The organism is Bariatricus sp. SGI.019, assembly GCF_050315235.1.
Lineage (GTDB): Bacteria > Bacillota > Clostridia > Lachnospirales > Lachnospiraceae > JAFBIX01.
Map to the genome: position 1 here is coordinate 20,198 of NZ_JBNPOQ010000001.1, position 26,249 is coordinate 46,446.

The following is a 26,249-nucleotide window of genomic DNA, read 5'->3' on the forward strand; positions in this document are numbered from 1 at the left end:
AAAACTACTATTATCATACCACTTCCACAAAACAAGCTAAAATCGAAAATATTGATAACAGCATTTATATATAGTTGTTTTCTATATATCTTTTTTTATGCCCGCATAACGGGTATATGCTTCAAATGCAGATGGAATGGAATATTTCTTCTCTATCTCTTCTGGATGAATAAATAAAAATGCTTTCTCATTGGTTTTCTCTAACTCATCTACAACAATCTCATATCCTGACATATGCCATTCTATATGACTGAAAATATGCTTTGCATCTTCCAGCTTCTTTATCCGAACTGGCATGAGACCAATCTTTTTACTGTAGGCCGTCACTTCCTCCATCGTCAGGTGACCTTCTTGGTTCGGGAATTCATAGAGTCCGGCGAGGAGACCTTTGGAAGGTCTTTTTTGAATGGCAAGCTTTTCTCCGTCCTTGAATATAAGTACTGTCTTGTCTTCCATCTTACGTGCCTTTCCTTTGCTTTTTACCGGAATCTCCGCTATCATCCCCTGTTTTCTTGCCTCACATAGATGTGCGACTGGGCATTCGGTACATTTTGGTTCCCCATTAGGCACACAGACAAGTGCACCCAGTTCAATCAATCCCTGATCAAAATCGCTGGCTGCCCCCTCTGGAATCACATGTTCCAGTTTCTCTTCTATCTTACTTCGTACGCTTTGCTTCATAATATCTTCTCTGCTGCCCATCAGTCGGGAAATGACTCTCAATACATTGCCATCTACTGCGGGTTTTGAAAGTCCAAAGGCAAATGCACTGATAGCACCTGCCGTATAATTTCCAATACCTTTCAGAGAACGAATCTCTTCAAAGGTGTCTGGAAACTGTCCCTGATAGTCTATCATAATCTGCTGTGCAGCCTTCTGCATATTTCTCACACGATTATAGTAGCCCAGTCCTTCCCAGAGTTTTAATAACTGATCTTCTTTTGCTTCAGCCAGATCCTTCACCGTTGGCAGTTCTCTTAAAAAGCGTTCATAATAAGGCTTTACTGCCTCAACCCGCGTCTGCTGAAGCATAATCTCTGATACCCACACGCGGTAAGCATCCGGATGATTTCTCCAGGGAAGATCACGCTTATTCTTCTGAAACCATGTGACAATTGGAGATACCATCTCATATAACGCAGGATCTTCTAATACTACCGGAACTTTATCCGCAATAGCAATTCGGTCACTGGAGACCTCACAGTCATATGCCAACACATGTACTCCTGCCCTGGCGGCATCTCGAAGCGCCTCTCCAAACGCCGGATGTGTGTCCATATTCGGCGTAAAATACCGGACATCCTTCATCTGAATCACGAAGAACACGTAAGCTTCGTATCCTTCTTTGACTGCCGCCTTCAACTCTTCCACATGTTTCACCGCCCGGTCACTCGGCGCATCCGGAAAACGTACAACACCATCTTGCTCCAGCGTCACGCCCTTTACTTCTATAAAAATCCGTTTTCCATCTGCCTCGACATACAAATCGAACCGAGAATTGCCATACGTAAACTCCGGCTGTATTCTGGTAATATTTTCAAACAAATGACCTGCTTCCAGCCATTCTTTTACTACCTTATTCGGAATCTGGGAATCCATATTGACCATCCGGCTGCCTTTCTCTACCGCGATCAGATCCCATTTCGTCTTCCGGCCAGGATTCTCTGATTCCTGTAAATATACTCTTACCCCTGTCTGAAGTAACTCCGCACAGCGTCCGGTATTCTTCACATGGACCGTCTCTTTCCTTCCTTCTATCTCTACATATGCAATAAAACGATTGGGACGTTCTAAGAACGTCCCTGGTACCATACGATCATATATCATCTGTACTCTACTCCTTACTTCCCTCCACAATCTGAAGTATCGCCCAATAGAATCTGTATCCCATGCTTCAGATGTGGCAAGATATATTCCAGGCTCTCTCTGACTGCCTTTTTACTTCCCGGGAGATTCACAATCACCGTCTTATTCCGAATGACGGATGCTCCTCTTCCCAGCATTGCTCTTCCAGTAATCGACAAAGAATACATACGGATTGCATCTGCGATTCCAGGTGCATTTCTAGTCGCCACTGCCATAGTAGCCTCTGGTGTCCTGTCCCTCTCGGAGAAACCTGTCCCTCCGGTGGTCAATATCAGGTTCACCTGTCTTCCATCTGCCAGCCGAATTAATTCCTGCTCAATCTGTTTCTGCTCATCTGGAAGAAGCAGTCGTTCCACCACGCGGTATCCGGCATCTTCTACCATCTCACAGATCAGAGGCCCGCTCGTATCCTCACGCTCTCCCTGCGCACCCTTGTCACTCAACGTAACAACTGCCACTGTGTAACGTGTGTCCGCCCTTTCTATGATCTTCATTTCGTCTCCGACAGAGATGGTACCGCCACGAATTACTTGGGCAAACACTCCCTGCGTCGGCATGATACACTCTCCCATCTTCTGATAGATCTGACAATGCGTATGGCATTCCTTTCCAATCTGGGTCATCTCCAGTATCACATCATTACACTGGAAGGTAGTTCCTACCGGTAATTCTCTAAAATCAAATCCTTCGACCACCAGATTCTCTCCAAACGCACCAGATTCTACATCCGCCCCTCTTTGATTAAATTCATCTATCTTCTCTGCGGAAAGCAGACTTACCTGTCTATGCCAATTGCCCCCATGGGCATCCCCACAGATTCCAAATCCCTCTTCAAACTGTGCAGTTTCCACATTTACTTTTTGAATTCCTCTTCGGTCGCTGATGCAGACCGCTCTTACGATTCCCATGCCTCTCCTCCTAATCTCAGACATTCCTCTGCTTTATTATAAGATATGGATGTCACCACTCTTGCCTCCTGTCTTCTTACACAGATGAATGTCCCCGATTTCCATACGTTTATCAATCGCTTTGCACATATCATAGATTGTCAGAAGCGCCACACTGACTCCTGTCAATGCCTCCATCTCAACCCCTGTCTTTCCTGATACTCTTACCGTACAGACAGCCTCCACCTCATAGCTGTCTCTGAGCATATGAAAGTCAATCTCGGACTTTGTAATCGGGAGCACATGGCATAACGGAATCAGATTCGATGTCTGCTTTGTTGCCATGATTCCTGCAACTCTGGCAACTCCTAATACATCTCCTTTTTTGGCAGTTCCATTGACAATCTCTGCATATACTTCCGGACTTACCTTGATTCTTCCACTTGCGACCGCCTCTCGATCCGTCACATTCTTCTCCGTTACATCTACCATAATGGCATTTCCTTTTTTATCAAAATGTGTCAGTTCCATCTTATTCCCCCATATCTATCATCTTTTCTAAGATCAGATCAATCTCTTCGAATCCTGCCGTTGGTTCTGCATATTCCTCCGGCCCCCAATCTGTTACGATCAGAAAGCGCCCTGCTGGATTCGATACCGGATCATGGGATATCTCTTTTCGAATAACTTCCATCTTAGGATAGCTGCTGTTTTTTAAACCTTCCATCAAGATTACTTCGGCTTCTGGGAATTGACGGATCAATTCTTGTTCCTGTTCCCCACAGCCTTCCTTATGTACGGATATCCGATAATCAGAAAACACAGCAGTTCCATAGGCACCGGCCTGATGAAAACGGTAGCTGTCTGTTCCCGGAACATCACTTATGAAATCATGCCCGTCATGCTTTATAACGGCGGTCTTGATCTTCCGTCTTGTCAGCTCTTCCACCAACTTCACAATTAGTGTAGTCTTTCCAGAATTCTTCACTCCGCACACTGCAACAATCATCGGTCCCTTTTCTATAACATCACGACCCATACTCGATCTCCTTTATTCAATCGCTCGGTTCCTGCCGGAATCTCAATCATACAATTACATCCACACATGGAACTTAAGATTCCAGAGGCATTCGATCCGTCCGCAATCCTTACATATCCATTATTATAATGCGCACGTACATATCTTGTCACGCTACTTTTCTTTGGAAATTCATTTTCAGCAACTGCATGTACTCGTTTCAGCTGCAGATCAGTCCTTCCAGACATCTTTGCCAGTACCGGACGGACCAGAAGTTCGAGATTCGCTGCTGCACCATACGGATTTCCAGACAGGCATATCAATAATTTACCATGATACTGCGCACATAATGTCGGCATTCCCGGCTTGATGGCAATTCTCCAGAATAGCTTCTCACAAGACAGTATTTCCAATACTTCATGCATAATATCCTTTTTCCCGACAGATACTCCACCTGTTGTGATGATAATATCCGCTCTCTCTGCTGCCTGTTCTATCTTCTTTGCCGCAAGTCTGGGGGCATCTCCTACACGCTCCCTGTAGGTGACATCCATTCCCCAGGACAACAATCGGGTTCCCAAAGTATAGAGATTGGAATCATAGATTTTCCCAGGAGATAATTCTTCACCCGGGAGCAGGATCTCATCCCCAGTCGTAAGCAATGCAACTTTTACTTTTCTGTAAACGGGTATCTGCTCCATGCCAAGGCTTGCCAGAACTCCTGCTTCTACCGCGCCAAGCATTGTCCCTTCTGACAAAAGTTTCTGCCCTGCTTTATAGTCTTCTCCTTCCATGCAATAATTTTCATAAGGACGGATTTCCTGATAAACTGCGACCACATCTTCACCATAATCGGTATCTTCCTGTCCTACAATACAATCTGCTCCCTCTGGAATCAAAGCCCCTGTCATAATCCGAACAGCCGTGTTCTCTGACACATACTCTCTTGCCACATGCCCTGCAGTCACTTCTTCCAACACTTTAAGATATACCGGATGCTCTCTGGTCGCTTCCTTTAGATCTTCACTTCGGACTGCATAGCCATCCAAAGGAGAACGTGGAAACGGCGGCTGATTCCTCGTCGCTGTGATATCTTCCGCCAGAACTCTTCCAGTGACATCCCACAAGACGATCTTTTCAGTCTCCTTAATCTGCTCCACTCTCTCAAGCAGAAGTTCCTGTGCCTGCTGCAAACTTAATCTATTCATACTCTTCTCCTCTTGTCAACATTCGATATTCCGCAAGTGTATTAATATTCAGAAGCATCTTTCTTATATCCGGGTATTGTGATACTTCTACAAAATAGACGGGCATACGTTTTACCGCATCTTTTACACGATAATTCCCAATCTGAATCTGTTGTTCCAGTATCTTTGCCGCCTCTTTCCGATAAAGAGCTGCTAATGGATGCATCTTTCCTTCTGTTAACGGAACAACGCCAAAGCTTTGAGGCTTCAGAAACTGTTCCAGAAAATAATATAGTTTCATCTCAATCAATGGCATATCACAAGGCGCCGTCATTATAATCTTATTTCTGCTGTTTTGAAGTCCTGCATGAAGACCCCCTATCGAACCACACCCCATATACTTGTCTAGCACAATCTTACAGCCTTTATATTCTTTATGGACTTGATTCCCATAAGAAATCCAGATATTCCGGGCCTCTTTCTTAAATTCATTAACCAGACGATCTACAAAGGACTCTTGCCGATACATGAGATTTCCTTTATGAATTCCATTCATTCTGCTGCTCTTTCCGCCTGCAAGAATCAACCCATCAGCCTGCATCTTTATCACCTCCATCTCTGTAAATAATAAGGAGTTCCGCTTACGGAACTCCTGGGGCCTTTATTCTATTGTCAGAGCTTTTGCACAGCATACCCTGACGCAAGCCGGCTCTCTTCCCTGCCGAAGCCGCTCGATACAGCCGTCGCATTTCTCCATCTTGCCATGTGCATTGTATCGTATCGCCTGATTCGGGCAGACAGATTCACAAGTCCTGCAGCCAATACATTTCTCCTGATCGACAAGTACAATATCATATTCTTCCTCTCGATAAATTGCACCAGAAGGACAGGCTATCATACACGCTCCACACTGAATACATCCCACGCAGACTTTCTTCTGCAATCCATCTTTTACACTCGTCTTAATTGTTCTATAACTATAAGCGTCCTCTGCCTCCGGCGGATTATGTTCTGCAATACATGCCACATAACAAGCATAGCAGCCAATACATTTTTCCTGATTCAATCTCATCTTCATGACTCTTCTTCCACTCTCTCAATCCTGCAAAAATAACTTCTGTATCCCGGGAAGCCTGATATTGGATCGAGATAATCTTTCCCAATCAATTCATTGGCATCTCCCTTTGGATTGCCATGATAGATATTGACCACTCCCGGCTTTCCTGCAATCGTATAGGCAGCAATTCCAACCATCTCTCCAGATGGCGATACTACTTTTACAGTTGCTCCGTCCTTAATATGATATTTTTCCCCATCCTCAGGATGGATCTCCACCAGTGTTGCTTTCTCTATATTCGAAAGCCATGCCATTCGATATACTCTTGCATGAAAAAACTGTGGTTTGCGGTTACCCGTACTTAGAATCAATGGATATTGATTCCTGTCTATCTTCGTTTCCGTCCGATAATCATGGTATACTGGAAGCCCTTCATAGCCATGACTTCCCCGGTATCTCTCCAGCACCAGCGACTTCAGCTCCACTTTCCCGGACGGGGTATGAAGAGGTGCTGATTCATATGTCTTCACCGCTGGAGAGAACAGATTCTTTCCCTGCATTCCCTGCGGATGATTCTTTAATTCTTCCAGCGTAAGGCCGGATGGTTCAAGAATATACTGCATATATACGTCATATCCATTCTCCAGGGCTTCATCTTTTAATCCCATTTTCTTCAACAGATCTATAATGATCTCAATGTCATTTTTCGCTTCGCCAACTGGTTCAATAGCCCGATTCGAGAGATAGAATCTTCCTCCTTTTCCAACGTGCACCTCTTCTCTCTCGTAAGAAGTACATGCCGGAAGTACAAGGTCCGCGGCATTAGAAGACTCCGACATAAATAATTCCACATTCACATAGAAGTCCAGTTTCTCAAGCGCCCGCTGAAGATGTTCCGGCTGCGGCCACATCCGATGGTTCAGTCCCATCGCAAATACCGCTTTGATTGGATACGGTTTCTCTTCCAATATGTAATCCGCAAGTTTCGTACACTGCGCTTCATCACAGGACAGGTCGAACCACACCGGGAACTCCTTCTTCCCGATCGCTTCGATTCCATCGAAACGTCTGACCCTGCCAAATTCATTTGCCGGAGAAAAGAGTCCCGGCTGTGTCCGGTTTCCGCCTTCCACGTCATAATTACCGGTAATCGCAATCAGCGAAAATACCGCACGGTAATTCTGCACTCCATTAATATGATGTACAATCGGTGAAGCAGAGAACATCACACTTGCCGGATTATTTCCGGCATAGGTTCTTGCCGCCAGACGAATCTGAGCTGCCGGAACTCCGGTAATCTTCTCAGCCTCTTCTGGAACAAAGTTCTGTACATACTCCCTATATTCTTCAAACCCATAGACATAATTCTCTACGAATTCCTTATCATATAATCCCTCTTCTATGATGACTTGTGCCATGGAAAGAGCCAGCGCTCCATCCGTTACCGGAATAAGCTGCAGGTGAATATCCGCATCATGTGCCGTCACAGAATGTCTGGGATCCACTACAATAATCTTAACGCCCCTTTTCTTCAGTCCCTGATAAGTTCCACTCATAGGCGTATTAGAATGGTATAGATTCGAGCTCCAGACTAGAAGTGTCTTCGCATTTTTCATATCCGGTCCACAGATTCCGTTCCCGTACAGTGAACGCCATGCGAGGGCTGCTGCCTGGAAGCAGGTACTGGATTCCGTGCAATAATTAGGAGAGCCAAATGCATTTGCCAGACGCAATAACGCTGGCCGGTACCATTTCGGATATCCTGCATAGAATACAACCGATTCTGGTCCGGATTCCTTACGGATCCGCAGGAGATTCTCGGCAATCATTTCATACGCTTCCTCCCAGGATATACGTTCGAACTTTCCCTCTCCTTTTTTCCCTACACGCTTCATCGGGTATAAGATGCGGTCTTTGTTATATACATATTGCTTAGCTGCAGCCCCTTTGGCGCACATGCCGCCAGACTGCATGGGAGTATTACGTGCACCTTCTACGGATACCAATTTTCCATCTTCAACATAGGTATCCACTTCACAACAGCTACCGCAGGTAGAACAACTTGTTTTTACAACTTTCATCTCGGACATATCTCGCCTGCTTTCCTACTTTTTACTCGTATATTTTGCAATCTCACGGTTTATCCGGTTACGCAAGGTAATCAGATACATATCTGATTTCGGATATTTCTTAAAAGTCAACGGCTCTGCCAATTCCCCTTCTATCACTTCCATGACGTGTTCCTTACTGGTCAGAGATTCCAGCAATTCTAACGCCCTTAAGTCTGTAAGAGCCTCATAATGAACCATCATACGGATGGATTCTTCTGGGAAACCATCTGCGCCAGGATATACCAGAAATGGATCTCCTGCCGGAAATGCATTATCTGCATCTGTCACTTCATATGGATTGATATGTTCAATCGAGAACTGACTATTGTAGAAGTTATAACCCCAGTGCAGGATTCCGATAATATCATACTTATAAAGCTGCAGGCCATAGATCCGGTTCCTTGCAGACGGCATGGACATAAACCGGTTGCTGACTTCATAGAACTGTCCGGTGCAATAATAGATCCACATATCTGTAAGTCCATGCTCCAGGAATTCTTCAATCTCGTTATTTCCGGGAATTGGCTTATCAATCAATCCATGTCGGTAGAATTCATAACTGGACAGTGCATCAAATGTATGGAATCCATCCAGCATATTTCCAAGAGATTCCTTTGCTGCCTTATAGCTTTCCAGATCTTCTTCTCGAGGTTCATCTGAGATATGGAAATACGTCACATCTGCAATCTCCCATTCCCGAAGCTTTGCGATCAGTTGTGGCAGAAAACTCTCCAGGAATCGGGTATATTCCCCCACTGCCGGTGTATGCCAGCCGAAGATCTTCTCTTCCCTGCCATCTACCATAGCAACAACTTTCGGTGCATACTTTGCTCCCCACTGGGAGAATAAATGTGACATCTCAAAATACTCGATTCCACACTTCTTGCACAGATCAATCCAACGCTTCATCTTATCAAAGCCGAAATAATATTCTCCATCTTTTACTTCTACCTCGATCAACTGAGTCGTTGTACGCTCAAGTCCGATCGCAGTATCCAGAGGAGAGGTAAAAAGGGGCGTCAGCATCATGTTACAGCCACGTTTTACATACTCATGAAAATAATTCTCCAAAATCTGCCAATGCTCTTCCGAGAACACTTCTACTTGATAATAATCCGCCAGGCAGTCGGCATGCATCCATTCTGTATGCATAATGGTCTGCTTTGGCAGAGTGACAGCATATACCGTCAGTTTTTGCACAACGGAGCATACTACTTTTCCTTCTTTTACAAGCTGAACTTCTATCTCATATTCTCCGGCTTCTATCTCTTCTGTCACCTCGACATCTACCCAGAGGCTTCTCCATTGATTGGAACATACGATTGCTTTACCATCTTTCAGGTCTCTTAGAAGATCCGGATACAAGCCAGAGGTTGTCTTCAGATAATTATCATCTACAATTCCATTGGTCGCACGTCCGACCGGAACCTGTTCTACGGTTCTCACACGCACATGCTCTGCAATTGGTGACACAACTTGAACTGCCAAGCGCTCTCTCATAAAGAAGTCTCCTGTGTAAGCCACCTGGAAAGACACCGTCTCACCCCAGAGTGCACTTAACACCTGGCATTCTGGACGATATACCGGAGTCTCGTCCTGAAAGACCTTCACTAAAGAACTAAGTAATTTCATTTCATATTTGATTTCTGTTTGTCTGTGCATCTCTTTTCCCCTCGTTTCATTTACTATCCTTTCATACCACTTAAAGTGATACCTTCTTTGAACTTACTCTGCATAAACAGATAGAATATAAATGGTGGCAGAAAGTTCACAACTGCACATGCCATCGTAAGACCTACGTCTGTATTAAACTGAGTCTTCATCATACTTAATGCCAACGGCAAAGTCTTCATCTCCTGCTTTGTAGATGCAACCAATGGCCACAGGAAATTGTTCCATGCTCCCACAAACGTAAAAATCGCCAGCGCAAGAACTGAAGACTTTACTAACGGCAGGACCACTTTAAAGAATATTTTCAGATTGCCACACCCGTCAATCTTTGCAGCATCAATCAAATCAGCCGGGACATCCAGAATTGCCTGACGCATGATAAATACACCAAATGCCGTAGGAAGCGGCAAGATTAATGCCCTATATGTATTCAACCATCCCAGGCCCTTTGTAATCAAAAACAAGGGGACAATGATAACTTCTGACGGAACAACTAATGTCAAAACCAAAAACAGGAATATCTTATCATTCCCCTTAAAATTCATTTTTGCAAATGCATATCCTGCCAATGAGCATACTGTAACGGTCAGAATCACTCCGGCAACCGCTACAAACACACTGTTAAAAATATACCTTTCAAAGTTATTCATTGCGAATATCTTCTGGTACTGTATTAATGATAACTTATCCAGCGAAAAATCAAAATCATAGGCATTGATCGTAGATTTAAAAGACATCATGAACATATATACAAACGGAAATATGCTTACAATAATAATTACGATCAAAAGTGCGTCTGATATTATATTTTTTAATCCTTTTTTTACTAATTCCATATTTCCCTCGCTATATCTCTGAAGCTTCTCTCTTTATCATACCACGCTGTAGTAATGCCACAATCAAAATTACAATAAACAAAACATTCGATATCGCCATCGCATATCCTGCCGAACCCGAACTAAAGCATTTCGAGTACGCATATACAACCAGCGTTGTCGATGCATTGTTTGGTCCTCCTCCAGTTAATGTAAAGATCAAGTCAAAGCACTGCAGGGAACTGGTTATGGATAAAAATACACCCATGATGATGGTCGGCTTCAGCATAGGGAGCGTAATCATGAAAAAGCTCTTCGTTTTGCTTGCACCATCTACTTTTGCTGCCTCATAAAAGCTGTCGGATATTCCTAATAATCCGGAAGAATATATAACAACATAATATCCTAACGTCTTCCACACCGCCACCATTGCAACGACTGTCAATGCCGTCTTGGCATCTCCCAGCAACATCGAAGGTTTTATTCCGAATAATCCAAAAAACTTCTCTATGATTGGAAGTTTTCCATTCAACAATTCTCTCCATACTACACCAACAACAGCGTTAGAACAAAGCACCGGAATAAATATAATACTATTAGCAAGCTTTCCAAGAAACTTTTTTCGATTCGCCACCAGAAATGTTGCCACCACAATACTCAATATCGTCTGTAACGGTACAATCATAACCATTAACTTAATTGTATTCTTCAATGCTTTTATGAATTTGCTGTCCGACATTAATTTCGCATAATTTTCGAATCCACGAAATACCGGTTCACTCATAATGTTGTATTTGGTAAATCCAAGTACAATGGATACTATTACCGAACCAATTACGAATGTGATCAAAATTAATGCAATCGGCAAGATATAACAATATGGTTCTATCTTTTTTATACTTCTTTTCTTTTTCTCCATAGTTCCCTTTCAAAAGAAATGCCCGCATTCAAGCGGGCATTTCTGTCAATTATTCTTTATCTGCCCAATATTCATCCAGCAGACCATTCGCATATTCTTCTGCTTCACTTAGTCCGTCTTCTACTGTTAATTCACCAGACATAATTCCCTGGAAATCAGCAGATAACTGTGTCAGGATATCAACACCACATGGACCAACCTGAAGTCCGTGCCACTTATCTTTATCTTCATTGTAGATCTTAGCCATCTTTTCATCACCAACATATGGCTCACTCTCTGTAAGTGCAGCACCCGGGCATTTTGCATGATACTGTTCCATAAAATCAGAACCAGTTACATACTTGATGAAATCCATTGCAAGGTCCTTGTCATCAGCAGCAGACATCAATGTCAGACAATCTGTAGCACCAAAGGTACCAAAATCGACATTTTTAAGGGAGGTTACAAAATCCCAATTCAGTTCCGGATAAGTCTCTGCAAATGTTGTTCCATCTGTCTGAGAAGAACGATAGATACCAAAAGCAGATTTTCCTTCTCCAAAGATTGTGCTGAATGCATCTGCCCAAGAATAAGACATGAAGTCTGGATTCATATACTGAGTCATATCTTTCAGCCAAGTCATAGCCTCTACACCTGCATCGTCTGCAAATGAAACAGATTTCAGATCATCATTGTAAATCTGTCCGCCATTCTGCCACAATGCCCAGTAATAATATGCATTTAGGATTTGCATTGCGCCGACATCGCTGGTATTCATACCGCAAGCCAGTCCAAACTGATCAATCTCTCCATCTCCATCTGTATCCTGTGTTGCCTTCTCACAGATACGTGCAAAATCTTCCCATGTCTCCGGAGCGCTTTCGCCCAATTCTGCAAGAATATCTTCATTATAGTATAACACAAACGGAACACCTGTAACTAATGGCCATCCATATTGTCCGTCCATCATATATCCATTACTCAGATACTTATACTCTTCTTTATCTTCATCTGTTACATAATCAGACATATCTTCTACAGCACCTGCATCAATATATGTAGGGAACATCTCGTTATACATATAACCAACATCCGGTCCTTCTCCGGCATTCAGAGCAGTTGTATAAGTCTCTTCATATTTTTCCCATGGAACAACTGTGATGTTGACTTTGCAGTCATTCTCTTCTTCCCAGTCTCCCATCAGACCGCCCCAATTATTCTCAGTATCATCATCAAGTGGCGGAACCCATACTTCCAAAGTCTTTTCGGCAGAATCTGACTCACTTGAATCTCCGCCGTTATTTCCACAGCCTGCACATAATGTCGCAATCATGGAAACAACCAACAATGCGCTTATTAGTTTTTTCTTCATTTACATATCCTCCCTTGTATAGTTAGTACAATATAATCCTAGCATTTTGGGTAGACATACGCAAATTCATTATCTCAATGAATGGGTTTATTTATTCAAAAAATCTATATATGATTTCTTGCCGCTTCCATAAAATAATCCACCTGTTCCGGCGCCGTAGTCTCCGGGATATCACATCCTGTTGCCAGATGAAATCCTTTCTTCGCAAGCTTTCCAATATTCACACAATGCTCTACTGCCTGGAATATCTCTTTTTTGCTTCCGTTCATCACAATCTCCACCGGGTCAACATTTCCTGCAATTGGGATATATTCTCCCAACTCTTCTACAGCCCTCTCCAGATCAATAATATTATCCAGACTCAATTCATTTAACTCATATTGCCGCAGGTATTTCCAGATACTGTATGTCGTGCCACACATATGAAGTGACACTTTTCTTCCAGTCTTTTTCAACGCATAATCCGTTAATTCTTTCGTATACGGATAGATGAATTTCTCATACATTCTCGGTCCGATCAACGCCGGATTTGCCACCGGGTCAGCCATTGCAATTCCCACCCCATATTCAGCCGCCACATCTATACAGCTTTTCTGACTATCGGTAATAATTCTCATTAATCGGTCAATCTGTTCTGGGCATTTACGGCAGTCACGTAGAAGCAGTTCCACCCCCCGCAGATTCGATGCAATCGTAAATGGTCCGCCTATGCTGGATTCGATCGGCACAATATCTGCTGCCTCTTTCTGCAGAATATCTGCTTCCTTCGCAAATGTCTGGATTCTCGGATTCTTCTTTGCATCTATGGGATCTATATCATCCAATTGATCATATGACTTCAAAAAAGGCTCATCTGCATAAGGAAGTCCCTTTTCCGGATATACAAATCTCCCTCCCAACGCTTCCGTGATTCCCCTGGTATTTGGTCCGATCGTAATCCGGTCATACCCATATCTGTTAAACGCAATAACCTCGGCATCTGCCATCTTCTGTGGATCATGCCAGAAATCCCAGACTGTAATTCCTGCAAGACTGCACTTCAGTTCACCCATAAAAGGAACACAGGGAACTCTGTCACAATCTCTTCCGGCTGCGATTGCTTCCGCTCTTTCCAATGGCGTCATCTGATCCGCTCTATGTTTTACCGCTCTCATTTCATCTCCGCCTTTTCATTTATATTGATCTGTATCTTCAATCTTCTTTATTCTAGATGATTTTAGACATATTCGCAATTGGCAAATATACAGTCTTGATTTGCATTATTTACCTTCACATTTTATAATATTAATATCAGGGACGAAAATCCTTAATCCCATAAAATTTACGAAAAAGGAGATAAACTTATGAATCCGACTGCTACGATATATATGGCAAACCAATCTCGCATCGTCATTGAACTCTTACCTGAGACTGCACCGAATACAGTATCCAGCTTTATCTATGCTGCCAGCCATGGTGTCTTTGACGGCCACCCAATCGAACGGATCGTTCCCGGACACTGGGTCGACATCAGTTATACCGGATTTCGAAAAAAAGAAGGGCAATATCTGATTCCTTTTGAATATGAACTTCATCCAGAACTCACACCTCTGGACTCCGAGGTCGGATGCGTATGCATGGGCGGATATGATGATCTTGGTCAGGCAGGCTGTGAATTCTTCTTCCCCTTACGTCCTTGTCCGGAACACAAAGGACACTATCCAGTCTTCGGGAAAGTGATATCTGGAATAGAAGAAATTCTCCGCCTGGAGCACGTCGCAATCCGTCCGGTTGACGATTTTCCGATTCCTGGTCTTATAGTGAATACTCCTGTAGAACCAGAGATCATCGACCATGTAGAATTAGATCTAAAAGGCATCACTTATCCAGATCCGATTCGCATAAACGAAGGTGTCATGACTCCTTCATGGGCACAGTTCTGGGAACGTCACAGCGATACGAACTCTCATGAATAAAAGCATCTATATTTGATAATAACAAAAAGGCTGTCAATGGAACGTTCATTTCTTTACCTGATTCCAGACAGCCTTTCACACCCTTAAACCTACTCTACTTCAATTTCACTTCTTTAAAGATACCATTATCCATATGATATCCCACATTTTTAATACACATCTGGCCCGCGAATTTTATCTGACCGGTCATCTCAATGCAGGCCGCTCCATATGACATCGGCCCAGTCAACTTCCGGTCAACCAACTCTGCCTTATCCATTCCGAGCAGCGCAAATGTTGTCTTCGGGCACAACAAGATTAAGGTCTTATCATCCGCAAGTGCTTCTGCTTTTTTCAGAAATTCATAAGTAAATTCTTCTACGACCTGTTCCGCCATCTTCGGCCCCAGAATATTTACACCACCGGAAGAATCTGCATAACTAATGAGGTCTACATCATACTTTTTCGCCTCTTCCATGAATTTTAATATCTGATTACCGAATTTCCAGAACACTTCTTTCATAATCTCCGGCTTTTTGCGCCATCCTTTGAACACATATTTTGCATCAATCAAAACATTCAGAATCGTAAATGGTCCAGATATCTGGAGAACTATATGTTCCCCTTGGTCGCGGAGTGCTTTACAAGCAAGCAGAACCTCATGGATTCTTCCCTGAGAAAAATCAATTTCCGGTAGTTCCAGCAGTTCTTCTACTGCAGTACAGATATATTCTTTTGCCCGTGGTCCGGTCGTCTCATTTCCATAATTAATGATGCCGCCCATTGCTTCTGCCTCAACGGTATGGCAAAATGGCAGTTCACAGAAAGAAGCGTTATCATGCTCCTTCAATGCTTTTGACAGTTTTGCCATTGTATCCCAGTGCATATATGCATCCGGGAACGTAAGGTCAAGTCCATCGGTTACTTCTCCACTGATTCCTACTGAATTATCATAGGTACAGTGAAAATCTTTGATGTCTCCCATAATAATTCTCCTATCCGAACAATACTTTTTCTGCATCCTTTGCAGCTCTGATTGCTGCCCTCATGTTCTCATCCGGCGTTGACGGCGGTACGTCGCAGTCTCCGCTCAAAATAAACCGCCCATCCTTTGCAGCATCCATACATTCTTTATAAGAGAACTGGTACACTTCTTCTTCTGTTCCTTCCAGAAGAACAGAGACACAAGGGATGCTTCCCATTAATGCTACCTTATCTCCATATTCTTCTTTGATTTTCTTAGTACTGGTATCAGAAATATGCCAAGCATCTCCAGACTCATTTAACACCAGATCAAATCTGTCATCATATAATCCACAAGTATGCAGCACGATTGGTGCTCCATCGTCTTTGATTCTCTTTAATGCACGAATATTACTTTCCGAAATACATTTTTCATAGGATCTTCTTGAAATACAGTAGCCACCAAAATTCGGTGTCGGGAACCACAGGAAATCAACCCCGGCATCCGTAAGTACTTTACAGGACTCAACGACTGCATCTTCTACATAATCAGAAATTGCACGGAACAATTCCGGATTCTTTACCATCGCTTTAAATGCCGGTTTTGCTCCCATTAAGGTAAATGCTACCGCCGTCGGTGTATGTACGATTACAAATATAGGCTCGTCTGGTTCTTCTTTTCGCATCAACTCAATAGTCTTTAATATCCCTTTTAATCCCATACACTCTTCAGCTTTAAAGGGACGCAATTTTTTGATATCTTCTAATGAATGTACGACATCATCCCCATCTCCGACAATCTTACCTTCACTGTTCGGAAGATGGCCACCCATCATCCGGGCAATTCCACTATATGCACCAGCACACAAACCATCATATCCAAGTTCACGTCTGGTACCGACCATACATTTTGTAAGCTTCTCTGGATCCATCAATGCCTCTGGCATTGTATATCCATAGCGGGCAACCGGAAGTGAAAATGCATTCATAATTACGGGAATCCTATCGGCGCCTTTCCCTTCCAAAATTGCCTTTACCGCTTCTCTTTTTCCCATCATAATATTATATCCTCCTATGCTGCCCCAACTAATTTCTTTGCAAATTCAACTGCTTCAATTGCACTTCTGGTATATCCGTCTGCACCAATGCGTTCTGCGAACGCCGGAGATACCGGTGCTCCACCGACCATAATCTTGACCTTATCACGAAGTCCTGCTTCTTTTAACTTCTCAATGACTGTAGCCATGCCCGGCATTGTCGTAGTCATTAACGAAGACATGCACAAGATATCTACATCATTGTCTCTGATATAGTCCACGAATGCATCCAAAGGCACATCTCGTCCCAGATCATGAACATCGAATCCTCCAGTCTCCATCATGATTCTTACCAGATTCTTTCCAATATCATGAGTATCTCCTTCTACAACACCGATTAACACTTTACCAATACTAGTGTCTTCTGTGTCTGGCAGATATTTTTGGAACTCTTCGATTCCAGCATACATTGCATCAGAACATACAATCAGTTCCGGCACAAAGTATTCTCCTTCTTCATACATGGCACTGGCTCTCTTCATTCCATCAACCAGGCCTTCCAGCATACCTTCCTGTGGGTCATAACCACATTCAATATACTCTTTGACCACATCTACAACTTCCTCATCCTCCATATCAAACACACAGTCTGATAATTTCTGCAACAACTCTTCCTTTGCCTGCATCTTGCTTTCCTCCTTGCATTATATAGAAAACAGCTCCCAAATCGCTGTTTCATTCAAATTACATCCTATAATAATAATCTCATCCACTTTCGTCCCTTTGACGGTATCCGAGATATCTGCCACTTCCACAATGGATGGTGTAAAATCAAAATGCAACACTCTTCCACCCCCTGCTTTTACAATTCCTTTGGCACGCAGGACTTTTCCATATTTTTTATCCTTTAATCCATACAACGCCTTCTCTAATTCATGAGCAGTCATTTCTCTGGCATTTTCTATTGACATACTGGAAAATATCTTATCTGCGAAAGCCGGCGACATCATGATCTCTTCCATATCATCTTCCGGATTATTTTCATAATCTTCTGTCATATCCAAAAGCTCTAACAATGCTGCGCCTTCCATCTTACGCCAGTCATCTTCATATATAACAGCATCGGGATTTACCTCTCTTATCTCCGAAATCAATCGATTCTTTTCCTCTTTTGACACCTGTTCCAGATTACTCAATAATATAAGTCCTGCATTTTGAATCTGATCCAGGTAAAACGCACCGAAACCATCTATATAATCTTCAAACTCCGTAATATCTAATATTACAATCAATTTGGTAATTCTAAGATCTATTCCTTCCTTTTCTTTTGCCCGGCCACAGGCCTTTACAACATCTGTAAGTCTTCCCACACCAGAAGGTTCAATAACAATCCGATCCGGATGGAACTGCTCTGCAAGTTCTTTAATCCCTTTTTGGAAATCCAGCGCCAGACTGCAGCAGATACATCCTGCATACAATTCTTTAACCGGAAGATCCTCCTGAATCAATTCTCCATCAAGTCCCACATCCCCAAACTCATTCTCTATGACTACCGTTTTTCCCTTCAGAAGTGGTAGATATTTATTTAAAAAAGTTGTCTTTCCAGCTCCCAAAAAACCTGATACAATCTGTACTTCCATTCACTCACCCCTAAGACATGCTTTATAGCAGAAAAAAACGGTGCAGAAAAAGCAGCGTAAACACACCGCTTTCTCCCCACCGATAAGCTCGTTCATATATAGCAGGTCTCCTGACTTAACTTCTCCCTCTAATCCTGCCTTCCTCTATCCCAGAGTGGTATTCAGGTTATCGTCTGTCATACAGTAGAGCGGGCTGTTCTGGACTCTCACCAGATTTCCTTTTCAATGCCTATGCATCACTATATATGTTACTACTCATATGGTAGCATAAAATATCTTTTCATCCCAATTGATAATTCCAATAGTTTTATAGACAATTCCTATGAATTATATTTCTATCATTCCTTTTGGCATACAGCCTTTTTTCGCCCCTCTTCCGTAGATTGCTGCCGCATTCATGAATGCAATCATATTCTCTTTCGGCGTTCCTACCGGGGTTGTACATCCAGGGCACAGATTATATCCACAAGGATTATCGCCTGCATCTGCAATACATTTTTTTACATGTTCTTCAATATCTTTAACCGTCCCATTTCTCAGTACGTCTACCGGCATTAGATTACCGCTGATAGCAATTCTGTTGCCATAACCCTCTTTCAATTCTTTCAAGCTCTCACAATTATCTACCCAGAATCCTGAAACACCGGCATCAACCACTTCCTGCCACCGGTCTTTTGTATGTCCACAAATATGAATAGACGTTGCTCCCTGAAATTCGTTCAATCTTTTAACAGCCTGTTTCAGATAAGGCACAAAGAATTCATTAAACTGTCTTTTACTTAAAAGATCCCGAGAAGCCATTGGCTCTGATAACATAAACTTAATTCCCAGTTTCTGATTCATATCTCTGCAGCACTTCACAATACAATCTGTGCTATATTGAAGAAGTCGATGTGCACCTTCTTTATTTTTCACTGTTGCTTTTAAGAACGTTTCTGTTCCAATCAGACTGGCAGCTGTTGTAAGTGGACCTGCAAGACCGCTGCCAAGAACCCGTTCTGATCCGAATCTTTCCTGTAGCCGTTCAAACGCTTCAATAATAATGGGGAATCTTCCGTCTTTTTCCACATTCACCAACTCCATGTTCTCCACATCTGAAAAGCTTTTTAATGCCGGTTCTAAAATATAAGACACATTTTGCTTTGGATACTCTAGTTTCGTCCCTAATGCCTCTACCAGTGTTCTTAGTCCTAATCCAATTCCCATATTATCTGCATGGAAATCTTCCGCCAGACGGCTCTCTACCTCTACCATCAAATCTGCCGAAAAATAATATTTACTAATAGGAATTCCATATAAGGGCGGCACAGTCTCACTTGCGCTAAGAGAGGTCGGGATTCTATCTACTTCCTCTCCTTGTGCATAAGCAATTGTACGTTCCTTTGGGGTCATTTCTAATTTGATCAATTCCATTTTTATTCCTCCCTACGCGCCACAAAACAGCATCATAAGCGGCACTGTTACAATTGATATAATCGTCGACATTGCAAATAATTCTGATGCATATATGGCATCTTTTCCGTAACGAAGTGCGAACAGGCTTCCTGTCACTCCCACTGGGCAGGCAGTCGCCAATACAATAACCGTCTTAACCGTATCTTCCACCGAAAACATTTTCAATAGTCCAATTAATAACATCGGCATAATGATTAATTTTACAAAACTCAGCCAATACAACCTTTTTTTTTGAAATGTATGCTTTAAGTCTGCCTGTGCAATATTAATTCCCGCTACCATCATAGCCATCGGCGTATTCATATTTGCAATCATTTCTAACGGTTCCTCAATAATCTTCGGCATCCTGATCTGTATAACAAAACAAATTACGCCCAATACAATCGCAATAATCGTAGGTGATGTGAATACCTTTTTCACTGATTTGAGATTCATTTTCCCAGACATCACAATAATTCCATGCGACCACAATAGGAAATTTGCCAATGCCACATATGCTGTCATATAAAAAACTCCATCTTCGCCAAAAATGGCCTGTGCCATCGGAATTCCAATAAACCCGCAGTTAGAATACATAAGCGCAATGTGTTCCACTGCTGCATAATTTTTCTCCTGTTTGCATACAACTGCCTTACATATACACCATATAATTCCAAATGCAATCACCGACAGCAAAACAGAAATACATAATCCTGATGATAATTCCTTCGTAAAATCTTTTTGAAATGATGTAAATAACAGAATCGGTGTAAAAAGTGTCAGTACAAGATCCGACAATTTTTTGTTAATCTCTTCATCTACAATTCCTGTTTTATAGCCGAATACCCCCACTAATGCGAGAAATACCATAACCAATGTCTTATATAATGTAATCGATGCTAATCCCACAACCTTCCTCCTTTTCACCTTCCCAGGCAAACACACCTGTATTTAACTGGGAAGACGAAAAGGACAGCCAATAACTGTCTGCCCCTTTCCTCCTACCATCATTTAAATTCATTATTCCCAGCATGGAATCTGTGTTCCCTGTTTTTCTGTTTTAAAATACTCAGCCAGGTCATCACACTGAACAACTTCTGCAATCTCTTTTGCCCATTCAGCATCTTTATCTTCTTTTCTTACAGCAAATCCAACAGCATAAGTATCATTATCATCGGACTGGCAAAGATATCCTTCTGCAGAAAGTCCTGCATTTACCATATGACCAGCTGCAAGGCAGATTGCATCAGCATCTCCCAATGACTGTGGAAGCACAGACATCTCAGCTTCAATAAACTTAAAGTTATGAGGATTTTCTTTCACATCGTACATTGTAGGAACTTCAACAGAATCATCCAATGTAATTAATCCTTGCGCTTGAAGCATATTCAGACCACGTGCCTGATTTGTTGCGTCATTACAAAGACCAATAGTTGCTCCATCTGGAAGCTCTTCCACAGAATCCCATTTATTAGAATACATTGCAAATAAAGGATAGAAAGTTTTTGGTTCAATCATAACAAGATCTGTTCCATTTTCTGCATTGTAACTTTCCAGATAAGGGCCATGCTGATACCAGTTCATATCAAGGCTTCCTTCTGCAAGTGCTACATCTGGCTGAATGCTGTCATCAAACACACTTTCTTCCACTGTATATCCAAGAGCTTCAATCTCATCTCTTACAGCTTCCAGCTGATTTACCATATCAGCACGAATTCCAATTTTCACAACTTCTTTCTTTTCTGTAGATTCAGCAGCTGTGTCTTCACTTGAAGACTCTTTGCTTCCGCATCCTGCAAGCATTACTCCTGCCATAGCTATAACAAGAATGGCACTTAATAATCTTTTTTTCATAATTACCTCCTAAAATATTAATATATCTAAAAACAGAATTATTCTGTTATTATTCTGTTTTTATTCCATTATCTTTATTTTAACTTTTTATAAATCCAGTCACCAAAATATTGTATAATTGCAACCAGAACAATTAATATTGCACAAATCGAATACATAATCTGCTGATTAAAATTCTGATAGCCATAAGTAAGCGCCACTGCTCCTAATCCGCCCGCTCCAACGGCTCCTGCCATGGCTGTTGCTCCAAGCAGATTAATAATCGCAAGGCACAATCCAGAAATAATAGATGGTACAGATTCTTTTAACATTACTTTTATAACAATCTGCCATTTTGAAGCTCCAAATGACTGCGCTGCTTCAATTAAAGCAGGATCCACTTCTTTAAAGCTATTTTGAAAAATTCTTGCCATAAATGGTGTACATGCAACGGTAAGTGGAACCAGAGCTGCTGTATCTCCTATAGAACTTCCCACAATCAGTCTTGTAAATGGAATGATAGAAACCATCAAGATAATAAATGGGAAAGAGCGTATTGTATTCACGATAAAATCCAGGATCCTGTTGATTACAACATTTTCATATAATCCACCTTTTTCAGTCACAATTAAGATAACTCCAAATACGAACCCTAAAATTGTTGATATAAAGCCTGAAATCAAAAGCATTTTCAAAGTATCAAAAAATGCCGGGACAATAATCATCTGACAGATTTGTGCAAATGTAAAATTTTTTAATGACATTATTCCTCTTCCTCCTCTTCCTCATCAACGACTTCTAATTCACGCCAGTTAATCTGTTTCTTATCTAAATACTCTGTGATTTTCTCAAAGTGCTCATTATCCACATTGATAACGAAGATTCCCATACTTTCATTTTGATATTCCTGGATTTTCCCATTCAAGATTGGAAATACATATCCTAAATCAGAAGACATCTTTCCAAACAATTCTCCGTCATGAAGATCATTGACCATATGTGCAATCTGAAGGTTATGCCCAGTCTTTGGCAAATTTACTTTTTCTTCACCCAACAGTCTGCGAAGTGACTTTGGCTGTTTAATAAATATATCTTTTACTGTTCCTTCATCTGCAATCTTACCATGTTCCAAAATACAAGCTTTATTGCATGCCTTTCTAACCACTTCCATCTGATGTGTAACAATAACAATTGTAATTCCAATCTTCTGATTAATTTCCATCAAAAGATCCAGTATAGAATTGGTTGTCTTCGGATCTAATGCTGATGTTGCTTCATCACAAAGGAGAATCTGCGGATCCATAGTCAAAGCTCTTGCGATAGCAACCCTCTGCTTCTGACCTCCGCTTAAGTTTCTCGGCTTTGCATTCATCTTATCCGTCAATCCAACTAATTCTAATAATTCTTTTACTTTTTTATCAATTTCCTCTTTTGAATATTTCCAACATTGCATCGGAAGCGCTATATTCTGATATACCGTTTCTCTTTCCAACAAGGAGAAATGCTGAAATATCATTCCTACATGTCTGCGGAATTCTCTCAATTCTTTCTCTTTTAATTGATTAATCTCACATCCATTTACTACAAGGCTTCCTTCCTGATAGGAAGTCAGTCCATTAATACAGCGCAACAATGTCGACTTTCCCGCTCCACTTCGACCAACCAAAGCATAGATATCACCATCTTCAATTGTCAGATTAATATCTTCTAGAACGCTGCTACCATCATCTTCCCATACTTTTTTTAAATTCTTTATTTCAATCAATTTTCTTCCTCCTTGTACAACACTCTTACTATTTTATTGAAATAAGCCTTTAGTTTCATCATCTACAATTCCAATATTTTGTCATTCTATTGTGCATTGCGCACAATTTTACGCATTAATATTTGGTTATATTATTTATATAATCTATATATTCTTCTATTTATTTTTATCATCTATATAAGCTACAATTTCCCAAAGAAAAAAATGCTCACCGAAATGGTGAGCATCCAAATCTATTATATTATTATTTCATACGGAGCATTTCAATAAATGCCGCCATCCTTGTGTTCAACTGTCCAATATCCCCTTGCGAATAATCCGTAACAATATCAAGATATGGAATATGCTTTTCTTCATTGACAAAGTTACGAACACTAATTGATTCCATCTGAACAGAATGACATCCCGACAAAATCATCTCCACAACTCCATCGACTTTAAAGTCATCGATCATCCGGCCTAACAACTCAATACGATTATCATTTGGCGTCATAATCGCACACCCAATATAAAAATACTTTTTTGCGATCGCATCATATACATCCGGATTATTCTCATCTACTAATTTATCAATTACTTTTGCACCTGTACAATTTTCAAAAGCAACAACTACACCGCCATTATTCTCAATTGCTTTCACGACTTTTTTCGAATCTCCACCAATTGGACATCCTGTTATCAGTATTCTTGGACGATGTTCCTTCTTTGGTTTCTCTTCATACTCTTCCAGGATCTGATTCGTCAAAGCGTCCAATTCTTTTGGAACTTTCTCCAGATTCAACTTATACTTGCTTCCATATAATACATCAAGCAATTCCATCCCCATAATTGGAACTGGATCCAATTTCATGACTTCATACAAGCGTTTCAACGCTATCCTTCGTCGATTTTCAATCTGAATTGCATGCTTTATATCATCTTCCGTAATAACAACTTGAAATTTTTCTTCCAAATAATGTCTCAGGCGGATAATCTCCTGCTTCCACAACTCAAGTCCTTTTTCAGACTGAATATTGGGAAGTTCCATCACAAAGACATCCTTAAATTCTGCCATCATCTCATACATCTTTTTCTTTCCGTCGCATGTCGTCTCTCCAACAACAAGATCAGAAAAATGAAAATATGGACATCTGTCAGAAATTGCATATCCATAGCTAGATTTAATTAAGGGGCAAATATTTTTCGGCAATATACTCTCTGCAATCTGAACCGTTTCTTCGGATGACGAGCATAATCCTACCGGCACAGCTCCCATAGCAATTGCTATTTCACGCGGAAAGTAAGAGCAATACGCTCCTATTATAGGAGTTCCCTTTTCTTTAAATTCCTTTATAGTTAAAAAAGACTGTTTTTTTTGCTCTGCAAACTCTTCAAAAATCTCAGGAAGCTCTTTAATAATATTCATATTAACTCTCCTCACACATTATCACTTTTATCTTAGCATATGCTTCCCAAAATTCCAATTATTCTCCATACAAACATCGTTCTCTCAATTATGCAAACTGCACAATCACATGCTCTCCTCCTGCTCCTGAAGCATAATACTGAGCATTAATCGCCTGGAAACTACCGGATCATTAATATCTACATCCAATATTTCATTAATTTTCCCAAGCCTATAGATCATCGTATTCCGATGAATATATAACTTCTTTGATGTCATGCTTACATTATTGCCATGAAGCAAATATTCTTTTAATGTATTATAAAATTCAGTCCCTTTCGCTTCATCCTCGTATTTTAATTGTAAAAGCTCATCTTCCAGATATCTCGCTTTCCCAATATAAGGCGCTGCACAGGAACAAACGATCTGAATATAGTAATCATATTCCATATATAGTCTCTTATCCGGTTCCACTTTTCGCCCAATCTCAAGTGCTCTTAACGCCATAAAACTTTTTTTATCAATCAGTTCACTTTTTTCAAATACATCACTAAATCCACAGAGCATATCATACTTCTCGCAGATTTCATCCAAAATATGTCGTATAATTCCTTCTGTTTCTTCCAGATGAATATCGCAAAATAATACACACAATGTACGTTCCTTAATATATACAAATGAATTGTGATATACATCCATTATCTGATTTCCGGCTTTCTGAAGCTGGATCATGCTATCTTTTTTTAATTCCAGAGTAGCAACAATAAATGGTGCTTTTACATATGCATCATACATTTCCTGCATACCCTTAAGTCTCAACCGTTCTTCAGTTTCTCCTTCAAACAAGCTCCTTGCAATCATACGCCTAAGGGTAGACGAATGATAATGGACCTGTGTTCCATAACGTTCAAGCACCATTCCCAACGCCTGACAGGTGATGTCATTTACCTGACAAATCATCTCTTTTTCATCTTCTGACATCTCCGCATCTGAAGAAATCATTTCGATGCAAAAGCCTTCCGTATTTCCTTTGACTTCTATAGAATTAACTACTTTATACTCTCCATCATCTTCTATATAAGTAGATGTTTTTTGTTCATTCTTATTTTGACATTCTATACATTTAGAGATAATTTTAATCATAGATTCCTTGTAAGCAATCTCTTGTTCTGACAGACATCCTATATCCAGTTTTTTGTCAGAAGCAGCCAGTGCTTTTCCTCCGATATCCACTACCAAAAAAGATACTTCCGCATAATCTGCAATACTGTTGATTACTTTTTGCATATTACATTCTGTACTTAATATTTCAAATACTTTTCTGTAACAGACATTTAAGTCAAAATTCTCTTTCATGTATATATGCCCCCATTTTGC

The 26,249-nt window shown here is 41.2% G+C and carries 25 protein-coding genes and 1 riboswitch; of the genes, 1 reads left to right on the plus strand and 24 read right to left on the minus strand.

The annotated features are described in order from the left end of the window. Nucleotides 1–81: 81 nt before the first annotated feature. The 13 genes from mutY to ACQRD1_RS00170 all read right to left on the minus strand — a co-directional run bounded on the left by mutY (nucleotide 82) and on the right by ACQRD1_RS00170 (nucleotide 14,036). Nucleotides 82–1,827 carry an A/G-specific adenine glycosylase gene (gene mutY, locus ACQRD1_RS00110; protein ID WP_427786755.1) on the minus strand — a complete coding sequence of 582 codons (1,746 nt, stop codon included), beginning with the start codon at nucleotides 1,825–1,827 and terminating at the stop codon, nucleotides 82–84. Between the two features lie 14 nt (nucleotides 1,828–1,841). Next, nucleotides 1,842–2,774: a molybdopterin-binding protein gene (locus ACQRD1_RS00115; protein WP_235233223.1), complete on the minus strand. Its 933-nt coding sequence runs from the start codon at nucleotides 2,772–2,774 to the stop codon at nucleotides 1,842–1,844. A gap of 36 nt (nucleotides 2,775–2,810) precedes the next feature. Next, a complete protein-coding gene (gene moaC / locus ACQRD1_RS00120; RefSeq protein WP_427786756.1) occupies nucleotides 2,811–3,284 on the minus strand; it encodes a cyclic pyranopterin monophosphate synthase MoaC in 474 nt (157 codons plus the stop codon). Between the two features lies 1 nt (nucleotide 3,285). Further along, nucleotides 3,286–3,792, minus strand: coding sequence for a molybdopterin-guanine dinucleotide biosynthesis protein B (gene mobB / locus ACQRD1_RS00125; RefSeq protein WP_427786757.1), 507 nt, complete (start codon nucleotides 3,790–3,792; stop codon nucleotides 3,286–3,288). Next, nucleotides 3,774–4,979 carry a molybdopterin molybdotransferase MoeA gene (locus ACQRD1_RS00130; RefSeq protein WP_427786758.1) on the minus strand — a complete coding sequence of 402 codons (1,206 nt, stop codon included), beginning with the start codon at nucleotides 4,977–4,979 and terminating at the stop codon, nucleotides 3,774–3,776. The genes mobB and ACQRD1_RS00130 overlap by 19 nt, the downstream gene beginning before the upstream one ends. Continuing rightward, nucleotides 4,972–5,559 (minus strand): molybdenum cofactor guanylyltransferase, encoded by a 588-nt coding sequence (gene mobA / locus ACQRD1_RS00135; RefSeq protein WP_235233227.1) that lies wholly within the window; start codon nucleotides 5,557–5,559, stop codon nucleotides 4,972–4,974. Before mobA ends, ACQRD1_RS00130 begins: the two co-directional genes overlap by 8 nt. 60 nt (nucleotides 5,560–5,619) lie before the next feature. After that, nucleotides 5,620–6,036: a 4Fe-4S dicluster domain-containing protein gene (locus tag ACQRD1_RS00140; protein ID WP_235233228.1), complete on the minus strand. Its 417-nt coding sequence runs from the start codon at nucleotides 6,034–6,036 to the stop codon at nucleotides 5,620–5,622. Then, the gene (locus tag ACQRD1_RS00145) at nucleotides 6,033–8,105 is read right to left on the minus strand and encodes a molybdopterin-containing oxidoreductase family protein (protein WP_427786759.1); all 2,073 of its coding nucleotides are present in this window, start codon (nucleotides 8,103–8,105) and stop codon (nucleotides 6,033–6,035) included. The genes ACQRD1_RS00140 and ACQRD1_RS00145 overlap by 4 nt, the downstream gene beginning before the upstream one ends. A gap of 15 nt (nucleotides 8,106–8,120) precedes the next feature. Further along, nucleotides 8,121–9,788 (minus strand): DUF4091 domain-containing protein, encoded by a 1,668-nt coding sequence (locus ACQRD1_RS00150; RefSeq protein WP_427786760.1) that lies wholly within the window; start codon nucleotides 9,786–9,788, stop codon nucleotides 8,121–8,123. Between the two features lie 23 nt (nucleotides 9,789–9,811). Further along, on the minus strand, nucleotides 9,812–10,633 hold the full coding sequence (locus tag ACQRD1_RS00155; RefSeq protein ID WP_235233231.1) for a carbohydrate ABC transporter permease: 822 nt from the start codon (nucleotides 10,631–10,633) through the stop codon (nucleotides 9,812–9,814). Nucleotides 10,634–10,643: 10 nt separating this feature from the next. Then, nucleotides 10,644–11,531, minus strand: coding sequence for a carbohydrate ABC transporter permease (locus tag ACQRD1_RS00160; RefSeq protein WP_235233232.1), 888 nt, complete (start codon nucleotides 11,529–11,531; stop codon nucleotides 10,644–10,646). Between the two features lie 49 nt (nucleotides 11,532–11,580). After that, nucleotides 11,581–12,882 (minus strand): ABC transporter substrate-binding protein, encoded by a 1,302-nt coding sequence (locus ACQRD1_RS00165; RefSeq protein ID WP_235233233.1) that lies wholly within the window; start codon nucleotides 12,880–12,882, stop codon nucleotides 11,581–11,583. 104 nt (nucleotides 12,883–12,986) lie between these two features. Further along, the gene (locus ACQRD1_RS00170; RefSeq protein WP_427786761.1) at nucleotides 12,987–14,036 is read right to left on the minus strand and encodes a uroporphyrinogen decarboxylase family protein; all 1,050 of its coding nucleotides are present in this window, start codon (nucleotides 14,034–14,036) and stop codon (nucleotides 12,987–12,989) included. Between the two features lie 189 nt (nucleotides 14,037–14,225). On the opposite strand from ACQRD1_RS00170, the gene ACQRD1_RS00175 reads away from it, so the two are divergent. After that, a complete protein-coding gene (locus ACQRD1_RS00175; RefSeq protein ID WP_347375755.1) occupies nucleotides 14,226–14,837 on the plus strand; it encodes a peptidylprolyl isomerase in 612 nt (203 codons plus the stop codon). Between the two features lie 94 nt (nucleotides 14,838–14,931). Here the strand turns inward: ACQRD1_RS00175 and ACQRD1_RS00180 are convergent, their stop codons facing one another. The 11 genes from ACQRD1_RS00180 to ACQRD1_RS00230 form a co-directional block, all read right to left on the minus strand. Beyond that, nucleotides 14,932–15,801, minus strand: coding sequence for a uroporphyrinogen decarboxylase family protein (locus tag ACQRD1_RS00180; RefSeq protein WP_235233236.1), 870 nt, complete (start codon nucleotides 15,799–15,801; stop codon nucleotides 14,932–14,934). Nucleotides 15,802–15,811: 10 nt separating this feature from the next. Next, the gene (locus tag ACQRD1_RS00185; RefSeq protein ID WP_235233237.1) at nucleotides 15,812–16,837 is read right to left on the minus strand and encodes a uroporphyrinogen decarboxylase family protein; all 1,026 of its coding nucleotides are present in this window, start codon (nucleotides 16,835–16,837) and stop codon (nucleotides 15,812–15,814) included. A gap of 14 nt (nucleotides 16,838–16,851) precedes the next feature. Then, the gene (locus ACQRD1_RS00190; RefSeq protein ID WP_235233238.1) at nucleotides 16,852–17,502 is read right to left on the minus strand and encodes a corrinoid protein; all 651 of its coding nucleotides are present in this window, start codon (nucleotides 17,500–17,502) and stop codon (nucleotides 16,852–16,854) included. An 18-nt stretch (nucleotides 17,503–17,520) separates the two neighbouring features. Beyond that, nucleotides 17,521–18,456, minus strand: coding sequence for a CobW family GTP-binding protein (locus tag ACQRD1_RS00195; RefSeq protein ID WP_427786762.1), 936 nt, complete (start codon nucleotides 18,454–18,456; stop codon nucleotides 17,521–17,523). Nucleotides 18,457–18,539: 83 nt separating this feature from the next. Beyond that, a riboswitch (cobalamin riboswitch) is annotated at nucleotides 18,540–18,715 on the minus strand. 68 nt (nucleotides 18,716–18,783) lie between these two features. After that, nucleotides 18,784–19,869, minus strand: coding sequence for a uroporphyrinogen decarboxylase family protein (locus ACQRD1_RS00200; protein ID WP_347375753.1), 1,086 nt, complete (start codon nucleotides 19,867–19,869; stop codon nucleotides 18,784–18,786). Nucleotides 19,870–19,881: 12 nt separating this feature from the next. Then, a complete protein-coding gene (locus tag ACQRD1_RS00205; protein ID WP_347375752.1) occupies nucleotides 19,882–20,799 on the minus strand; it encodes an AEC family transporter in 918 nt (305 codons plus the stop codon). Nucleotides 20,800–20,910: 111 nt separating this feature from the next. Further along, nucleotides 20,911–21,744 (minus strand): MetQ/NlpA family ABC transporter substrate-binding protein, encoded by an 834-nt coding sequence (locus ACQRD1_RS00210; RefSeq protein WP_235233242.1) that lies wholly within the window; start codon nucleotides 21,742–21,744, stop codon nucleotides 20,911–20,913. A gap of 74 nt (nucleotides 21,745–21,818) precedes the next feature. Then, a complete protein-coding gene (locus ACQRD1_RS00215; RefSeq protein ID WP_235233243.1) occupies nucleotides 21,819–22,487 on the minus strand; it encodes a methionine ABC transporter permease in 669 nt (222 codons plus the stop codon). After that, complete coding sequence (locus ACQRD1_RS00220) at nucleotides 22,487–23,488, minus strand: methionine ABC transporter ATP-binding protein (RefSeq protein WP_235233244.1); 1,002 nt, start codon at nucleotides 23,486–23,488, stop codon at nucleotides 22,487–22,489. Before ACQRD1_RS00220 ends, ACQRD1_RS00215 begins: the two co-directional genes overlap by 1 nt. A 244-nt stretch (nucleotides 23,489–23,732) precedes the next feature. Then, the gene (locus ACQRD1_RS00225) at nucleotides 23,733–24,893 is read right to left on the minus strand and encodes a double-cubane-cluster-containing anaerobic reductase (protein ID WP_235233245.1); all 1,161 of its coding nucleotides are present in this window, start codon (nucleotides 24,891–24,893) and stop codon (nucleotides 23,733–23,735) included. Nucleotides 24,894–24,998: 105 nt separating this feature from the next. Further along, nucleotides 24,999–26,228, minus strand: a complete 1,230-nt coding sequence (locus tag ACQRD1_RS00230) for a PucR family transcriptional regulator (protein ID WP_427786763.1) — start codon at nucleotides 26,226–26,228, stop codon at nucleotides 24,999–25,001. Nucleotides 26,229–26,249: the final 21 nt, after the last annotated feature.

Coding starts and splice junctions, on each gene's coding strand:
- ACQRD1_RS00165 (WP_235233233.1), bottom strand. CDS start 12,882: ATGAAGAAAAAACTAATAAGCGCATTGTTGGTTGTTTCCATGATTGCG.
- ACQRD1_RS00150 (WP_427786760.1), bottom strand. CDS start 9,788: ATGCACAGACAAACAGAAATCAAATATGAAATGAAATTACTTAGTTCT.
- ACQRD1_RS00225 (WP_235233245.1), bottom strand. CDS start 24,893: ATGAATATTATTAAAGAGCTTCCTGAGATTTTTGAAGAGTTTGCAGAG.
- moaC (WP_427786756.1), bottom strand. CDS start 3,284: ATGGAACTGACACATTTTGATAAAAAAGGAAATGCCATTATGGTAGAT.
- ACQRD1_RS00185 (WP_235233237.1), bottom strand. CDS start 16,837: ATGATGGGAAAAAGAGAAGCGGTAAAGGCAATTTTGGAAGGGAAAGGC.
- ACQRD1_RS00200 (WP_347375753.1), bottom strand. CDS start 19,869: ATGGAATTGATCAAATTAGAAATGACCCCAAAGGAACGTACAATTGCT.
- ACQRD1_RS00230 (WP_427786763.1), bottom strand. CDS start 26,228: ATGAAAGAGAATTTTGACTTAAATGTCTGTTACAGAAAAGTATTTGAA.
- ACQRD1_RS00190 (WP_235233238.1), bottom strand. CDS start 17,502: ATGCAGGCAAAGGAAGAGTTGTTGCAGAAATTATCAGACTGTGTGTTT.
- mobA (WP_235233227.1), bottom strand. CDS start 5,559: ATGCAGGCTGATGGGTTGATTCTTGCAGGCGGAAAGAGCAGCAGAATG.
- ACQRD1_RS00180 (WP_235233236.1), bottom strand. CDS start 15,801: ATGGGAGACATCAAAGATTTTCACTGTACCTATGATAATTCAGTAGGA.
- ACQRD1_RS00130 (WP_427786758.1), bottom strand. CDS start 4,979: ATGAATAGATTAAGTTTGCAGCAGGCACAGGAACTTCTGCTTGAGAGA.
- ACQRD1_RS00140 (WP_235233228.1), bottom strand. CDS start 6,036: ATGAAGATGAGATTGAATCAGGAAAAATGTATTGGCTGCTATGCTTGT.
- mobB (WP_427786757.1), bottom strand. CDS start 3,792: ATGGGTCGTGATGTTATAGAAAAGGGACCGATGATTGTTGCAGTGTGC.
- ACQRD1_RS00175 (WP_347375755.1), top strand. CDS start 14,226: ATGAATCCGACTGCTACGATATATATGGCAAACCAATCTCGCATCGTC.
- ACQRD1_RS00145 (WP_427786759.1), bottom strand. CDS start 8,105: ATGTCCGAGATGAAAGTTGTAAAAACAAGTTGTTCTACCTGCGGTAGC.
- ACQRD1_RS00215 (WP_235233243.1), bottom strand. CDS start 22,487: ATGTCATTAAAAAATTTTACATTTGCACAAATCTGTCAGATGATTATT.
- ACQRD1_RS00170 (WP_427786761.1), bottom strand. CDS start 14,036: ATGAGAGCGGTAAAACATAGAGCGGATCAGATGACGCCATTGGAAAGA.
- ACQRD1_RS00160 (WP_235233232.1), bottom strand. CDS start 11,531: ATGGAGAAAAAGAAAAGAAGTATAAAAAAGATAGAACCATATTGTTAT.
- mutY (WP_427786755.1), bottom strand. CDS start 1,827: ATGATATATGATCGTATGGTACCAGGGACGTTCTTAGAACGTCCCAAT.
- ACQRD1_RS00155 (WP_235233231.1), bottom strand. CDS start 10,633: ATGGAATTAGTAAAAAAAGGATTAAAAAATATAATATCAGACGCACTT.
- ACQRD1_RS00115 (WP_235233223.1), bottom strand. CDS start 2,774: ATGGGAATCGTAAGAGCGGTCTGCATCAGCGACCGAAGAGGAATTCAA.
- ACQRD1_RS00195 (WP_427786762.1), bottom strand. CDS start 18,456: ATGGAAGTACAGATTGTATCAGGTTTTTTGGGAGCTGGAAAGACAACT.
- ACQRD1_RS00210 (WP_235233242.1), bottom strand. CDS start 21,744: ATGAAAAAAAGATTATTAAGTGCCATTCTTGTTATAGCTATGGCAGGA.